The sequence below is a fragment of the Marinobacterium marinum genome (assembly GCF_013868415.1).
In the GTDB taxonomy this organism is placed as follows: Bacteria; Pseudomonadota; Gammaproteobacteria; order Pseudomonadales; family Balneatricaceae; genus Marinobacterium; species Marinobacterium marinum.
In genome coordinates this window covers 1-15,939 of sequence record NZ_JACEMT010000052.1, presented here as the reverse complement: position 1 = coordinate 15,939, position 15,939 = coordinate 1, and the positions used below count along the sequence as shown (strand labels likewise).

The following is a 15,939-nucleotide window of genomic DNA, read 5'->3' as shown; positions in this document are numbered from 1 at the left end:
GGTGGCTTCCTGTTCAGCAATCGGTTGCATAGATGGATTCAAGGGTGTCGGCAAAGTGGGTCGCAATGGCGGCGCGGCGCGGGCGTCCGTTGAGGGTATACAGCCCGCTCTGCTTGCGCATGGAGATTTCCGGACGTGTCCATTGGCGGACGCGGGCGTAGTCCGGCAGGCGGGCATTGATCCTTGCCAGATGTGCATCGAGCTGATCGTTATTCAGAGAAGGCGCATGGATCAGCGCGCAGTTGAACGGCCGAGCCTCGCCGTAGAGCACAGCTTCCTCGATGCCGGGCTGAGCCAGCAGCTCTGACTCCACCCATTCAGGGCTGAGATTTCGGCCATAACTGTTGATGATGACGTTGCGGCGGCGCCCCTCGATATGCAGGAATCCCGAGTTATCCACACGGACCAGATCGCCGGTGGCATAGACACCCGAGTGCGGCGGCTCGCCGAGATAACCGAGCATGCAGTTGCCCTCGATCAGCAGTTCGCCTTCGGCGCTCAGGTTCAGATGGTTATGGCCCAGAGCGCGGCCGGCGCTGCCGATGCTATCCTGGCCGGGCGTATTCAGGCTGACCACCGAGGCGCATTCGGACAGGCCGTAGCCCTCGTAGGCGGGCAGCCCCTGGGCGCGGGCGCGCCGGATCAGGTCTGCGCCCACCCGTGCGCCACCCACGGCGATAAACCTCAGCTCCGGCAGGGTGGTTCCCCGCTCACCGGTGGCCGCCAGCGCAGACAGTATCTGGGGCAGGGTAATCAACGAATCCGGCCGGTGCTGGTGCAGGGCACTCAATAGCTGTTCGACATTAAGTCCACTGGAACCTTGCCAGCCCAGAGTTGCCAGCGGCGGCAGCTGTACGCTGGCACCCATCAGCAATGCCGTATAGACACCGGCGATGTTCTCCAGCAGGGTCGCCAGCGGGAGCAGGCAGAGATGACGCCGGATGCCGAGGCCTGACAGTCGCTCCGCGAGGCTGTGCGCCACCTGCAGCTGTTGATCGGCACTCAGGCAGACGCCCTTGGGCGCGCCGGTGGTACCCGAGGTAAAGGTGATCTTGGCGGTGCCCGGGTGCAACTCAGTGGCCGGTATTTGTAAACGGCGGATCTGCAGCTGGTCGTCTTCGACGGTCATTAACGTATCAATGCCAGCACGGCTGAACAGGTGGGCTCGCTGCTCTTCGCTAAAGAACAGTGGGACCGGAATCAGGGGACGCTGCAGCTTGAGTGCCGCCAGATCGGCCAGGACCCAGTGACGGCTGTTGTCGGCCAGCAGCGCGATACGCTGTCCCGCATCCCGCTCAAGGCGATCCGCGACCCGGTCGATAGCCGCTGGCAGTTCACCCCAGCTCAGGGATGCATGGGCATCCTGCAAGGCGATCGCATCGGGCTGCTGCCGAGCCCAATGGTTCAAGGTCATGAGCAGTTGTTCAGACATGGGGACGATCTCCATTATTGTGACCCTTGGAGATGCCGCCCCGTGGGCGATGCCGATGGGCCTGCGCGGCTTTCCTCAAGTGCCGGGCACTGGCCGGAATGGAGACGGCCACAACCCTGGGGTGTTGTGCATAGTAGTGGCCCCAGTCGCTCAGTGAGTGCAGGAGTCGCGACTGCACCGCCTCTGCCAGCAGGTGAACCTCCAGGCCCAGACGGCGGAAGCTGTTGATCAGCACCGGGGTCAGTGTCAGCACGGCCCACTCCAGCTGACGACGGTGGAACCAGGCCGCCAGCGTGATGATCAGCTGCCGAGCCTGTCCCGGCCGTTGTGTGGCGAGGTTGCCCACCTCGACAATCCTATCGCGTGAGCAGCCGGTCGTGCCGAGCGAGGCCAGGCACGCTTCGATCGGGGCATCCAGATAGGCCTCCAGAAACAACACGCCTTCACTGGCCAATTGGAAACCGGCGGCGGCCATCAGCTCGCCTTGTGTACCACGGCAACTGACCAGCGTAGGCAGAAAGTCCCTGACCTCTGCGTTGTGTTCGGTGACGAAACGATCATGGATGAAATGTTCAACTTCGGCCCGCGTCTCCGATGCCTGCTCATGCAGGCTCAGCTGAGACGGACAACTGACCATGGGAGGGTTGATGCTCATCGGGTAGCTCCTCTTCATGGCTACCCAGTCTGGATTTGAAAACTTAAATAAGCCTTAAGGGACGAAAAGAAAAAACTGCATATTGAAAGCTTCCATTTTTCAAAAGCTTGGGGTAATATTCGCATCCTCTTCGGAACTGATCCTTCAGTTCCCGCCTAGTCGGGGCGTAGCGCAGTCTGGTAGCGCACTTGCATGGGGTGCAAGGGGTCGCAGGTTCAAATCCTGCCGTCCCGACCATTTAACTCAAAGAGTTACATTCCATCTGGGGCATGGATGGGGCAAAGCCAGTCATATCTTGTAGTTCCCTCAATCATTCATCATCCTAAATCATGCTGTGGCGTGTGATCGGTTTGTGCGCGCGCTAAGCGTGGATTACCATCCTGATAGCCTAGTCATAGGCCATGAAGCGTTACATGGGGAAACAAGCGTAGCTGCTATGCAATGCAGCTACGCAAACGAGAGAAGGGGCTAGAGATGGGCCGTAGATGGCTGGTGTTGTGCTTCAGCAGGTTGAGGGTTTTATTTAAGTGAGGGGAGCGCTATGGAGGAACCCGCATGTATCGTGAGTCCTCCGAAAGATGGCAGGTTTATGTTGCTCAGGTGTCGTTTGTCTTCTTCTGTTTTCATCCACGTTGCGTAGTCTTTCGCGAGAGTGGTCACTGAATGACCCAGCTGCTTAGCAATCAAGCCTATAGGTATTGCTTTCATGAATGCTAGGGAGGCATATGTATGACGGGTGTTATAAGGTCTCCGATAACGGATGCCCTGTTCCTTGAGTACATTTTTCCATACCTTTAAAGGGGCTTTGTATGAAGTGACTGGCTCCATTGTCTGAGGAGCGAGAAATAGTAAACGGCTGTGATGTGTTCCAGTCAGCTCCCTTAGCGCACAGATCGTGCGAATTGAATTCTCATTTAATGACACGTGTCGAAAATTAGCGGTTTTCGTGGTATTTCGCACGACACCACGGACCTTAGCCTTATCTACAAGTGCGTAGCCGCTTTTGAAATCGATATCATCCCACTCCAATGCTAGGAGCTCGGAAGTTCGCATGCCGGTATTGAATGCCAGCTCAAAATAGTGGAAATAGATCCGCTTCATTCCCGTGAACTCGCTGTGCATATAACCCAAAATCTTTGCTACTTCTTCCCTTGTGAATGGATCGACAGGCAATTTCTGGTGCTTTAAGTTCTTGAGTTTGGCGGCTGGGTTCGAATCAATCAACTCGCCATCAACAGCCCACTCGAATACTCTGCGTAATGGCGTTAGGCAGTTGTTACGGGTTTTGTTACTGGGCCATTGATGATCACGCGTCATTTGGCGAAGTTCCGGGAATGTAATGGAGCTAATAGCGCGATCGGCAAGTAGAGGCATCCAGCGTGATTGAAGAATTTTACGGTATTCGTTACGCACTGCTGGAGAGACTGTTAGGTCATCCAAGTACCCCTGAGCGGCATTGGCGAAGGTGATCACGGCATCGTGTATCTCGATCTGTGTCGTGTTAGGGAATAAACTCAGGTAGTGTTGCTCGTCAAAGGCATCCAGCTTGATGAGGTTGATTACCTTAGCTCTAAGGCGGCCCGCTGCTTGGATGTTAGCTTTTGTCGGTACGTACGGGTACGGTTCCCGCCAACGCTTGCCTTGCCACATGAACCAGATACGGAGGCCGTTGCCATGATGCTCGACGCCTGTTGGGAGTTTGTGCTGAGCTGAGCTGAGAACCATGCGTTATATCCTTTGATGCTGTACTGAATTCTTCTACCGACTCTGATCCATACTTGCCCCTCGGGGAGTTCTCCGCTTAATCGCAGCTTCTTCAGGTGAGAAGTGGACACACCGATGGCTTCTGCCATTTTCTGTTCGGTTAATGCGTCAGGGGCCGTGTTGATATCTTTTTCGATAAGTTGATATTTGGCTTTTCCAAAAATCAATGTGTTGGGAGGCTTCTCACCAGAAAGCATCTCAAAAATGCTGAGCTGAATATGACCAAGTATGGTACGTGTAATTTCGTTGGATATTTCGATGATATTTTCAGCTTGGTGCTGCATTTCATTCCGTCCCCAAGACTGTGGCCGCTGCTCCGGTTTAATTGATTTAGGCACGCGTTGTGCGGAACTCGGCCCGGCATGGGCGAGTTTTTGCAGTGCCTGACCGCTAAACAGCGGAGCGGTGGGGCAATGCAGCCTTGCAGGGGAGGTGGTGCGGAGCACTCCTTGGCCTACATATCGGGCAGCGTAAGGACGTGATACGTGGACTGGCGAAAGCGGTGGATAACTCGACACCGTCGATCACGTTCGTGAATATAATTGTGCTGCAGTTATTTTTCAATATTTAAATTCAAAAAAAACATCATTTTTTAATTGTACAATTTCATGATGTTTTGCGATCTATTTAAATTGTACAAGGTTAAATGGTGTTTATTATTTTGATAGTCTTTGTACAATTTTAGAGCTTGTGGGTGGCTTGTTGTACAACAATGAAATTCATCGTCAATGGCAGGGCTAATACTTACCTAAGGTCCATTGTTGCTTGGAGAGAAGTATAGGGGTGTCAGTTTGACAGGCCCACAATCGCGACGTAATGTGCCAGTCTTGAGGTATTGTACAATTAGGGAAAAAACATGGGGCAGAGGGCGTTTGCCGAGATTCCTCAACCGCAGCAAGAGCGTCTGGCTCATGTTGAGTTCAGACTATTGTTCTTGGGCTGCGTCAATCGCGTGGACCTGATTAACCGTTTCCGACTCAGTGAATCAGCAGCCTCACGGGCTTTCGCCCTCTACCGCCAGCTCGCGCCCGGCAACATCGTTTACGACCACGCCGACGAAACCTACCGCCCTGCAGCCGATTTCACGCCGTTGTACAACTACACCCCGGCACAGGTACTTACAGCACTGTCTGAAGGCTACGGTGACGACTTCGTGTCCACCCCGCCGTCGTGGTTACCCTCCGAGCTTTCGGGCCGCCTGTCGGCCCCGTCACTGGATGTCTTGATACCGGTAAGCCGAGCGCTGTTCAGCGGTAAGGCGCTCAGAATCGCCTACAGGTCGCTTTCCAGCGGTTTTTCACATAAGAGCATCGTTCCACTGGTTCTGGTCGATAACGGCCTTAGATGGCATCTGCGGGCCTTTGACGCGGATCGGGGACGCTATGCCGACTTCGTGATTAATCGCATCGAGTCCGCAACCGTTGATGACACTGACACCAATCTACCGTCACTGCGTGATCAGGACAGGAACTGGCATACCGAGATCAGCCTCGAACTGGTTCCACACCCAACACTGGCACACCCCGAGACCATCGCCTTCGAGTACGGCATGACGGATGCCATGATGACGCTGCCGGTGCGCGCCGCACTGGCGGGCTACCTGCTGCGCCGCTGGAACGTGGATTGTACAACTGACCACAGCCAGCATGGCCCTGAGTATCACCTGTGGCTGCGCAACAGCGACATCCTGTGTCGCATGACCGATTACCCTATACCGAATATGACGCTGGCACCGGGCTTTGTACCACTGCCGCCAGCCGCGACCCCATCTGTACACCCCCGAGGGACTGTATGAACAACACGGAACAGCAATTCCTTAACGATCTGGACGCCAAGCTCTGGAAAGCCGCCGACAAGCTGCGCTCCAACCTTGATGCCGCCAACTACAAGCACGTGGTACTGGGGTTGATCTTCCTCAAGTACGTGTCCGATGCCTTCGAAGAGCGGCAAGAGTCGCTGCTGGAGCTGTTCAGGACCGACACTGACGACAATATCTATTACCTGCCCCGTGACGACTTCGACAGCGACGAGGATTACCAGCAGGCGCTGCGTGGCGAGCTGGAGGTGCTGGACTACTACCGTGAGGCCAACGTGTTCTGGGTGCCCAAGGCGGCACGCTGGAGCACGCTGAAGGAAAAAGCAGTGCTACCGGTGGGCACAGTGCTCTGGCAGGATGATGCCGGTCACGACGTCAAACTGCGCTCAGTCTCGTGGCTGGTCGATAACGCGCTGGAAGAAATCGAACGCAGCAACGCCAAACTCAAAGGCATTCTGAACCGCATCAGCCAGTACCAGCTGGACAACGACAAGCTGCTGGGCCTGATCAATACCTTCTCCGACACCTCGTTCACCAAGCCGTTGTACAACGGCGAGCCGCTGAGCCTGCACAGCAAAGACATCCTCGGCCACGTCTACGAGTACTTCCTTGGCCAGTTCGCACTGGCAGAGGGCAAGCAAGGTGGTCAGTACTACACGCCCAAGAGCATTGTGACGCTGGTCGTCGAGATGCTGGAACCCTACAGCGGGCGTGTCTACGACCCAGCCATGGGCTCCGGCGGCTTCTTCGTCTCCAGCGACAAGTTCATCGAGGAGCACGCCAAGGAACAGCACTACGACGCCGCCGAGCAGAAGAAGCACATCTCCGTGTACGGGCAGGAGTCCAACCCCACCACATGGAAGCTGGCCGCCATGAACATGGCGATTCGGGGCATCGACTTCAACTTCGGTAAGAAGAACGGCGACACCTTCCTTGATGACCAGCACCCGGACCTGCGTGCCGACTTCGTGATGGCCAACCCGCCCTTCAACATGAAGGACTGGTGGAGCGAGTCACTGGCCGAGGACGCCCGCTGGAAATACGGCACCCCACCCAAGGGCAACGCCAACCTCGCATGGATGCAGCACATGCTGCACCACCTTGCACCCACGGGCAGCATGGCACTACTGCTGGCCAACGGCTCCATGAGCTACAACACCAACAACGAAGGTGAGATTCGCAAGCGTCTGATCGAAGAAGACCTCGTCGAGTGCATGGTCGCCCTGCCGGGACAGCTGTTCACCAACACCCAGATCCCGGCCTGCATCTGGTTCCTGACCAAAGACAAGTCTGGCAAGGACGGTAAGAAGCGCGACCGCCGCGACGAAGTGCTGTTCATCGACGCACGCAACCTCGGCTACATGCGTGATCGTGTGCTGCGTGACTTCGCCACTGACGACATCCGCAAAGTGGCTGACACCTTCCATGCGTGGCAGCGTGGTGAAGGTTATGAGGAAGTGGCCGGGTACTGCGCATCGGTGGACTTCCAGCAGATCGAGAAGCACGACTTCGTGCTGACACCGGGCCGCTACGTCGGTGCGCCGGATCAGGAGGACGACGGTGAGCCGTTCGCTGACAAGATGGCCCGGCTGACTGAGCAGCTGCGGGCGCAGTTCGCCGAGAGTGACCGGCTGGAGGCTGAGATCAAGCGGAATCTGGGGGGGCTGGGGTATGACTGTTAATGTCGACAGAGTCCCCTTGGGGGACATAATTTCCCATCAGAAAGGTTTCGCTTTCAAATCCAAGGACTACTTAAATGAAGGCCACCCCGTAGTTCGCGTTAGCAACTTTACAGCTGACAGCATTTCTTTGGATGACCTCAAGTTCGTTGGTGATGAGGTTGCCGTTCAAAACACCAATGTCGTATTGAAAGAGGGCGACATTGTCATAGCTACAGTAGGATCGTGGCCGAGCAACCCTGCTTCTATCGTTGGGAAAACAGTGTCAGTACCTTCTGGCTTGGAGGGGGCCTTACTAAACCAAAACAGTGTTCGGCTGAGGGTTACGAATGGGCAGATTGATGATCAGGAGTACCTGTTCTATGCGCTCAAATCTCCGAAATTCTCCGAGTATTTAGTATGTAGTGCTCAAGGAAGTGCTAACCAAGCCAGCATTACACTTAAGGATATTTTTGGCTACGAAGTGGAGTGGCCTGAGGCGTACGTCAGATCTTTTATTGTCGCCACTTTGGGCTCAATACGTCGGAAAATCCAGCTCAACCAACAGATCAACCAGACCCTCGAACAGATGACGCAGGCGATCTTCAAGAGCTGGTTCGTCGACTTCGAGCCGGTCAAGGCCAAGACCGCCGCGCTGGACGCCGGTGGCACCGATGACGACGCTCTGCTGGCCGCCATGCAGGCGATCTCGGGTAAGGACGCTGACCAGCTAGCCCAGATGCAGGCCGAACAGCCGGAGCAGTACACCGAACTGCGCGCTACCGCCGAACTCTTCCCATCCGCCATGCAGGACAGTGAGCTGGGCGAGATACCGGAGGGATGGGAAGTCGTACCCGTATCAGATTTTGGCCAAGTGGTGTGCGGCAAAACACCTTCGAAGAAAAAGCCGGAATTCTATGGTGAAAGCGTTCCCTTCATCAAAATTCCCGACATGCACGGCCAACTCTTCGCAACTCGAACAACTGAATGCTTAAGTGCAGTGGGTGCAGCATCGCAGCCCAAAAAGGCAATCCCCAAAGGCGCAGTGTGTGTCAGCTGTATCGCTACAGTCGGTCAGGTAGTCATCACAACAGAAGAAAGTCACACGAATCAGCAGATCAATAGCATTGTCCCCTTCAACCAAAGCTATACGACATACCTCTACTTTCGGATGGGGTCGCTGTACAAACACCTTCATGACTTGGCTAGCGGCGGAAGCGCAACGCTAAACCTCAACACGGGTAATTTTTCCAAAATTCAGGTTTTGAAGCCCTCACTTGATGTGCTAGAACGTTATCACTCCTGTACCTCAGCCATGCTCGAAGGCGCCCTCAATAACACTTATGACATACACGCTCTTGAGAGCCTTCGTGACACCCTCCTACCCAAGCTTCTATCCGGCGATTTGAGCATATCTCAAGTCATAGAGGAGCCGGATTATGAGTAACCACATCATCGGTAAACCAATCTACCGTTTTGAACCAGCCGATTGCAGCCGCATTGAATCGTTACGAGATGGGCGTTTATTCATAGCAGATCCGTCTAGATTTAATGATCCGCTAGACCTTCAGCTGGACGTGAGATACGTGGCGGGGCGAACAGGTTTCACAGACGACCAGCTCAGAACGGCGGCGGCAGCACTGTTCGGTAGTGTAGAGATTGATCATGTCCACTGGCTATTCAGTTCCGAGATGTTAGAGGATGTGAGGCGCTGGATTAAGGGTGGCATGTCAGACGACCCTGATCACATTGCAGCTAGCCTTAAACGCCATATAGGTACTTTCGGCGCTCAGTGCTTTTCAAACAGTTACGAGATCCCGTTGAGCTGGTCGCACTACGCATCAGGCCACCAAGGGTTCTGTATTGAGTATGATCTGCACAAAATGACTCTCGCCAGCGAGAACCCTCAGCTTGCGATGTATGACGTCACCTACAGCAATGAACTGCCACAGGTGTGTGTTTCCGAAATACTGTTCACGCCTCATCAAGCAATTTCTAGGTTACTGGCGACCAAAACAATCGACTGGGCGTACGAGCAAGAGTTCAGGCTTGTTCACTTCGAACAAAAAGGTTGTAAGGTCGACATGCCGGAGGGGCTTCGAATAGCCTCGTTAATCGGCGGAGTCAGCATGTCGTGGGCTCACTTTGAACTACTCCGCACGGTTGGCCAAGAGCTTGGTGTGCCCGTTTACAGGATGGCTAGAAACGACCGATCAGGCACAGGTAAGCCATGGCATAGAGAGCTTGTATCTGAACCAGCTAAGGATGACGTTAGTGAATAACAACCAGCAGGTTCACTTGTTCGTCTCACAAGATGGCAAAGCCCAGCTTGAAGTCGCTCTAGAACAGGAGACTGTCTGGCTCAGTCAGGCGCAGATGTGTGAACTATTCGGACGCGACCAGTCGGTGATCTCCTGCCATGTTTGCAACGCCTTCAAGGAGGGGGAGCTGCCCGAAGAAAGCAATATGCAAAAAGTGCATATTGCCGGTTCGGACAAGCCGGTCGCCCTGTACTCGCTTGATGTGATCATATCGGTCGGCTACCGCGTCAAGTCTCAGCGCGGCGTGCAGTTCCGCCAATGGGCCACTAGCGTGCTCAAACAGCATCTGGTGCAGGGCTATACGCTGAATCAGAAGCGGCTGGCCGAACGTGGCGTCGAGTTTGAACAGGCGGTGGCCCTGCTGTCGCGCACGCTCAGCAACAGGTTCCCCTTTCTGCTTCACAGGACACCGACCTAGCACATGTTCCATTTTGGAACATCAGAGCACAAAATTGGTAGCAACCGGAAAGAGTTGACCGTTCAGTCAGGATCGCGAGATGCCAAATCACCTTAAACCGTGGAAATCCCTAAATGACCAGCTTACGTTGCTGCAACAGCGAGGCATGGCAGTAGACGATCCTGTAGCGGCCAAAAGCTATCTCGAACGCCTTGGCTATTACCGCCTGAGTGGGTACTGGTATCCATTTCGGCAGTTGGACCCAGTGCAGACCGCTAACACCCCGATACCGCGCCGTTTAGATAGTTTCGTCGAGGGTAGTCACTTTGCTGACGTGGTTCAGCTCTACGTGTTCGACAAGAAGCTTAGGTTACTTGCGATGGACGCTCTGGAGCGCATTGAAATGGCCATTCGCGTGGACATCGCCCACCTGCTAGGCAAGGTTGATCCATACGCACACGAAAACCCCAAGTGCCTGCATGGGCATTTCAGCAAGAAGATCCAAACGCGTGGTCCCGCCCGAGGGCGCACAGAGCATGACCTGTGGCTCGACAAGTATCGCAGCCACTTATGGCGCTCACGTCGAGAGCCTTTTGTTGAACATTACCAGAGCAACTACGGCAGGCTACCAATTTGGGTTGCTGTCGAAGTGTGGGATTTCGGGATGATGTCCAAGCTTTACGCAGGAATGAAAATCGCTGATCGAGACTTTATTGCTGCAAAATATGGTGCGGTGGATGGCTCCACCTTCGCGTCGTGGTTGCGTAGCTTGAACTTCATCCGCAACGTATCGGCTCATCATAGCCGACTGTGGAATATCAACGTGTTGGAGCGTTCCCCTGTGCCTGTAGATGCTTCCTACTGGCAGGGTATGAACAATGCGCGTCCGTTCTTTTATTTCTGTTTGATGCAGGCCATGCTGCAGGTGATCTGCCCGAACTCGAGTTGGCATCAGCGCTTGTTCGATGTCATGGCCGAGTTCCCGATGTCATCCACGGGCGTTATAAAAATCGAAGATTTCGGTGCAGTGCAAGGGTGGCAGGCGTGGGGTTTATGGCCCCAGAAATGAGAACCGGTGCGTACACAACAGAGTTGTGAAGAGGCACCGGGCGTATTGCTGATTAGTATAAGCGCCGGGCTGCCAGTGTCAAACGAATTGTTAGGGTCTGTCTGCAGCACAGACTGTTAAGGGATTAACCGATGAACGAAGATCAACTGGAACAGCTCTGCCTTGAATGGTTCGCCGAAAATGGCTGGGAGGTAGCCCTCGGGCCAGACATTGCCTGTGACGGCCCGACACCCGAGCGTGCCGACTACCGGCAAGTGTTGTTACTGGCTGATCTGGAAGCGGCCATCCGTCGCATCAACCCGCACCTGCCGGAATCAGCGGTCGAGCAAGCCGTTGTACACGTCAGCAAGCCCGACAGCCTCGATTTAGTCACCAACAACCGCAGCTTCCACCGCCTGCTGCTGGAAGGCGTGCCGGTTGAGTACAAGCGCGACGACAAGCCGGTACATGATCACGCCTTCCTGATCGACTTCGAAGCACTGGAGCACAACCGCTTCCGCACCATTAACCAGTTCACCATCGAGGGTAGCAAGCAGCTGCGCCGCCCCGATATCGTGTGTTTCATCAATGGTGTGCCTATTGCGGTGCTGGAGCTGAAGAGCCCCGGCAGCGAGACCGCCGACATCTGGGACGCCTTCAACCAAATCCAGACGTACAAGGACGAAGTACCGGAGCTGTTCGTGTACAACGAAGCGCTGGTGATCAGCGATGGCTACACGGCGCGCTTGGGCTCCCTGACCGCCAACCAAGAACGTTACCTGCCGTGGCGTACCATCAAGCACGAAGACGACAAGCCGCTGCTGGAGTGGCAGTTGGAAACACTGGTGCGCGGCTTCTTCGACCGCGAGCTGCTGTTGGACTACATCCGCCACTTCGTGCTGTTTGAGACCGATTCGGACCGACTGATCAAGAAGATTGCCGGATACCACCAGTTCCATGCGGTGCGGGAAGCGGTCAAAGCCACCGTGATCGCTGCCGAGCACATGGACGGCATCGGCGAGCGCCGCGCCACCTACGCTGAACGTGTGGTGCCGGGCAGTAAAAAGGCCGGGGTCGTCTGGCACACACAGGGCTCCGGCAAAAGCATCTCCATGTGCTGCTACGCCGGTAAGTTGCTGCAACAACCGCAGATGAACAACCCCACGCTGGTGATCGTCACCGACCGTAACGATCTGGACGGCCAGCTGTTCGCCACCTTCAGCGCTGCCAAGGAGCTGCTGAAACAGACGCCGGTACAGGCGGAAGACCGCGACACCCTGCGTGAGATGCTGGCGGAGCGCGAGTCCGGCGGCATCATCTTCACCACCGTGCAGAAGTTCGCGCTGCTGAACGACGAATCCGGGCACCCGATCCTGAACGACCGCCACAACATCGTGGTGATCTCGGACGAAGCCCACCGCAGCCAGTATGGCCTGAAGGCCACACTGAAGCAGGACGGCAGCTACAAGTTCGGCTACGCCAAGCACATGCGCGACGCATTGCCTAACGCATCCTTTATCGGCTTCACCGGCACCCCAATCTCCAGCGACGACAAGGACACCCGCGCCGTATTCGGCGACTACGTGTCGATCTACGACATTCAGGACGCCGTGGCCGATGGGGCAACCGTCCCCATCTACTACGAGTCCCGGTTGGCCAAACTGGACATCAATCGCGAGCTGATCGAAGAGCTATCGGATCAGGTGGACGAGGTGGTCGAAGACGAAGAGGACGTCAGCGCCCGTGAACGCACCAAGGGCGAATGGAGCCGACTAGAGAAGCTGGTCGGTTCCGGCCCTCGCCTGCAACAGGTTGCGGAGGATCTGGTCAACCACTTCGAAGCCCGCACCGCGAGCATCGACGGCAAGGCCATGATCGTCGCCATGAGCCGCGACATCTGCGTGCAGTTGTACAACGCGATTGTACAACTCCGCCCCGATTGGCATGACGACGACCCGGAAAAAGGCGCGATCAAAATCGTGATGACCGGTTCGGCATCAGACAAGGCCGAACTGCAGCCGCACATCTACAACAAGCAGACTAAGAAGCGCTTCGAAAAGCGTTTCAAGGACGTGAACGACCCGCTGAAGCTAGTGATCGTACGCGACATGTGGCTAACCGGCTTCGACGCGCCCTGCTGCCACACCATGTACATCGACAAGCCGATGAAGGGGCACAACCTGATGCAGGCAATTGCCCGCGTAAACCGGGTATTCAAGGACAAGCCCGGCGGACTGGTAGTGGACTACATCGGCATTGCCAACGAACTGAAGCAGGCGCTGAAAACCTACACCGACTCCAAGGGCAAGGGTTCACCGACCCACAGCGCCGAAGAGGCCTACGCTATCCTGCTGGAGAAACTGGACATCATCCACGGCATGTTCGCCAAGGGGCCACAGGGCGACGGCTTCGACTACAGCGCGTTCGAGACCCAAGCCCACAAGCTACTGGTCGGTGCCGCCAACTACATACTGGGGTTACCCGACGGCAAGAAGCGCTTCCTTGATACCGTACTGGCCATGACCAAGGCGTACTCCCTGTGTGGCACACTGGACGAAGCCCGTGCGTTGCAGAAGGAAGTGGCGTTTTTGTCCGCCGTGAAAGCCGCCATCACCAAGGGCACGAGCGTTGACCGTAAGCTGACGCAGGCTGAGAAGAACTCGGCGCTGAAACAGATACTAGACAACGCCATCGTCGCAGAGGGTGTGGACGACGTGTTCGAGCTGTGCGGTTTGGACAAACCCAACATCGGCCTGCTGTCGGATGAATTCTTGGAAGACGTACGTCAGATGCCGTACCGCAACCTTGCCGTCGAGCTGCTGGAGAAACTGCTCAAGGATGACATCAAGGCCAAGACCGGCAACAACGTTGTACAAGAGAAGAAGTACGCCGACCGCCTGCAGGAGACTTTGCGCAAGTACAACAACCGCGCCATTGAAACAGCACAGGTGATCGAAGAGCTGATCGCCATGGCCAAGCAGTTTCAGGAAGAGATGGCCCGCGAAGCGGCGCTGGGCCTGAACGGTGACGAGGTCGCCTTCTACGACGCCTTGGCCAACAACGAAAGCGCTGTTCGCGAGCTTGGCGACGCTATCCTGAAGCAGATCGCCGTCGAGATCACCGACAAGCTGCGCAAGTCCACCACCGTGGACTGGCAGGTGCGAGAGAGCGTTCGTGCCAAGCTGCGTATTCTGGTGCGCCGCACCCTGCAACGCTACAAGTATCCGCCCGATCAGGCACCGGAGGCTGTTGAGCTGGTGTTGAAGCAGGCAGAAGTGTTGTCGAACGGATGGACAAGGTAGGGCCAAGCAGGGAGTTGTACAACGCGCCAAGCGAGATCGTTGTACAACTCCATTTTTGCCGGTCGCGGTGTGCTTAGTCCAGCGCCGCCTCGGCGGAAGTCTGGCTAATGGCACGTTCGCCCTTGGCTACACTGGAGATCAGCTTGCGAGAGCACTTCAATGCACTCTGAATCTCACTGTAACTGCACCCACTCTCAAGCATCTTGGCAATGCTCGCACGTTTCTCAGTGTCAGGCTCACGACCTCGGTACTTACCCTTAGCCTTCGCATCAGCGATACCCTGCTTCTGTCTGCGGCGCCGGTCCTCGTAGTCTTTACGAGCAACTGCCGCCAGCATATCCAGCAGCATCGCGTTCACTGCTCGCAGGATAGAGTCCGTGAACGCATCGCTATCACTCTGTCTCAGCGCCATGTGTGACGTCGGGATCTCCTTCGAAACAATCGACAATCGCTTCTCAGCCAGTCTGGACTTCAGTGTGTCCCAGTCCTGCTGCGTCAAGCGGGCGAGTCGATCGATCTGCTCAACCAGTATCACATCTCCAACATGCGCATCTTGAATCATGCGCATCAGCTGAGGCCTGTCCAGCTTGGCCCCAGACTCATTCTCAACGTAAAACGATGCAATCCTATGCCCATGCTCTTCCACAAACGCCTCAAGATCCGAGCGGGCTCGCTCAGCATTCTGTTCGTCAGTTGAAGCACGGAGGTACGCCCTGATGAACATACGCCTCCACCTCTCTCATCTCATACTCAACCCCATCCAGTTCACTTAGGATGGTTTCTTTATTATGGTTCATTTAGAGTGGTTTCGCAAATACTATCTACAGGCTTTGGCCCACATCACAGCCGGTTTCCTTGAGGCATACCTTTTGGAACCGATTGTCATGCGTGTGAACTCAAGGCTCTCTACCCCTTATTCCTGATCTTCCCTAAAGGTGACTGATCCGTTGGGCTGCAGCTGCTTCCGTCGAAATCCAGATCATTTAGCAGCAGTCAATCCTGCAAGCGGCCCTTCTTTTTATGCCCCAAACTGTCTGTGCCACACTGCAACAAACACTTCGTCTGAACAAATGCCCTCATAGATGAGACCGCCAAAATATTTCTGCTGCAACCATTTACACAGGGTGTTTGTTCGACCTGAGGCATGAAAGGTGCGTTCATTACGGACTAGCTCTTTTGCCCGTAATGTCTTCCGGCACACCCGAATACTGGCAATCTCTTAGGTCCAGAGAGCTATATGCAGGGGTAGTACCCGCCAGACATAACCGGGGGTAGTAAGAGGGAAATTGGACTTCGCAAGATTTCGTGCTGTCTCCGCGCCTGTGCCGCAGGGTGTTGTAGTAGCGGTGATCTAAGTGAGAAACATATTTCTGCAAAGCCCAATATCGAAACCATGAGGTGAATATACTGTAGTTTTTGGTTGCCACCTTGGCAGTGATTTGATGGGAGTCTGCAGAGAGGGTCACCATGGGTGGTGTACCACGGTATGGTTTACCCTGTGGCATGTGGTCTACGTGCCGTTACGGCAAAGTGCGCCCTTGAAAAT

General features: G+C 55.4%; 12 protein-coding genes and 1 tRNA gene. 8 read left to right on the top strand and 5 right to left on the bottom strand.

The window, feature by feature from the left end:
• Window positions 1–13 precede the first annotated feature (13 nt).
• Both H1S06_RS11565 and H1S06_RS11560 read right to left on the bottom strand, forming a co-directional pair.
• The gene (locus H1S06_RS11565) at window positions 14–1,432 is read right to left on the bottom strand and encodes an AMP-binding protein (protein WP_220183864.1); all 1,419 of its coding nucleotides are present in this window, start codon (window positions 1,430–1,432) and stop codon (window positions 14–16) included.
• On the bottom strand, window positions 1,425–2,087 hold the full coding sequence (locus H1S06_RS11560) for a thermostable hemolysin (protein ID WP_181740349.1): 663 nt from the start codon (window positions 2,085–2,087) through the stop codon (window positions 1,425–1,427). The genes H1S06_RS11565 and H1S06_RS11560 overlap by 8 nt, the downstream gene beginning before the upstream one ends.
• A 160-nt stretch (window positions 2,088–2,247) precedes the next feature.
• On the opposite strand from H1S06_RS11560, the gene H1S06_RS11555 reads away from it, so the two are divergent.
• A tRNA-Pro gene (locus tag H1S06_RS11555) sits at window positions 2,248–2,324 on the top strand.
• Between the two features lie 282 nt (window positions 2,325–2,606).
• On the opposite strand, the gene H1S06_RS11550 is transcribed toward H1S06_RS11555, so the two are convergent.
• The gene (locus tag H1S06_RS11550) at window positions 2,607–3,737 is read right to left on the bottom strand and encodes a tyrosine-type recombinase/integrase (RefSeq protein WP_255483048.1); all 1,131 of its coding nucleotides are present in this window, start codon (window positions 3,735–3,737) and stop codon (window positions 2,607–2,609) included.
• Window positions 3,647–4,297: a hypothetical protein gene (locus H1S06_RS15605; protein WP_255483047.1), complete on the bottom strand. Its 651-nt coding sequence runs from the start codon at window positions 4,295–4,297 to the stop codon at window positions 3,647–3,649. The genes H1S06_RS11550 and H1S06_RS15605 overlap by 91 nt, the downstream gene beginning before the upstream one ends.
• A gap of 410 nt (window positions 4,298–4,707) precedes the next feature.
• Between H1S06_RS15605 and H1S06_RS11545 the strand changes: the two genes are divergently transcribed.
• From H1S06_RS11545 to H1S06_RS11515, 7 genes are all read left to right on the top strand, one after another.
• The gene (locus H1S06_RS11545; protein WP_181740345.1) at window positions 4,708–5,646 is read left to right on the top strand and encodes a WYL domain-containing protein; all 939 of its coding nucleotides are present in this window, start codon (window positions 4,708–4,710) and stop codon (window positions 5,644–5,646) included.
• Entirely contained in the window at window positions 5,643–7,349 is a 1,707-nt protein-coding gene (locus tag H1S06_RS11540) for a class I SAM-dependent DNA methyltransferase (protein WP_181740343.1), read from the top strand. Before H1S06_RS11545 ends, H1S06_RS11540 begins: the two co-directional genes overlap by 4 nt.
• On the top strand, window positions 7,339–8,772 hold the full coding sequence (locus H1S06_RS11535) for a restriction endonuclease subunit S (protein ID WP_181740341.1): 1,434 nt from the start codon (window positions 7,339–7,341) through the stop codon (window positions 8,770–8,772). Before H1S06_RS11540 ends, H1S06_RS11535 begins: the two co-directional genes overlap by 11 nt.
• The gene (locus H1S06_RS11530; protein ID WP_181740339.1) at window positions 8,765–9,607 is read left to right on the top strand and encodes a DUF2971 domain-containing protein; all 843 of its coding nucleotides are present in this window, start codon (window positions 8,765–8,767) and stop codon (window positions 9,605–9,607) included. Before H1S06_RS11535 ends, H1S06_RS11530 begins: the two co-directional genes overlap by 8 nt.
• Window positions 9,600–10,064: a virulence RhuM family protein gene (locus H1S06_RS15740; RefSeq protein WP_328515339.1), complete on the top strand. Its 465-nt coding sequence runs from the start codon at window positions 9,600–9,602 to the stop codon at window positions 10,062–10,064. The genes H1S06_RS11530 and H1S06_RS15740 overlap by 8 nt, the downstream gene beginning before the upstream one ends.
• A gap of 79 nt (window positions 10,065–10,143) precedes the next feature.
• Window positions 10,144–11,112 (top strand): Abi family protein, encoded by a 969-nt coding sequence (locus H1S06_RS11520; protein WP_181740335.1) that lies wholly within the window; start codon window positions 10,144–10,146, stop codon window positions 11,110–11,112.
• 131 nt (window positions 11,113–11,243) lie between these two features.
• Window positions 11,244–14,393 (top strand): type I restriction endonuclease subunit R, encoded by a 3,150-nt coding sequence (locus tag H1S06_RS11515; protein WP_181740333.1) that lies wholly within the window; start codon window positions 11,244–11,246, stop codon window positions 14,391–14,393.
• Between the two features lie 73 nt (window positions 14,394–14,466).
• Here H1S06_RS11515 and H1S06_RS11510 read toward each other — a convergent pair whose 3' ends face one another.
• Window positions 14,467–15,117 (bottom strand): recombinase family protein, encoded by a 651-nt coding sequence (locus H1S06_RS11510; RefSeq protein ID WP_181740315.1) that lies wholly within the window; start codon window positions 15,115–15,117, stop codon window positions 14,467–14,469.
• Between the last annotated feature and the right edge of the window lie 822 nt (window positions 15,118–15,939).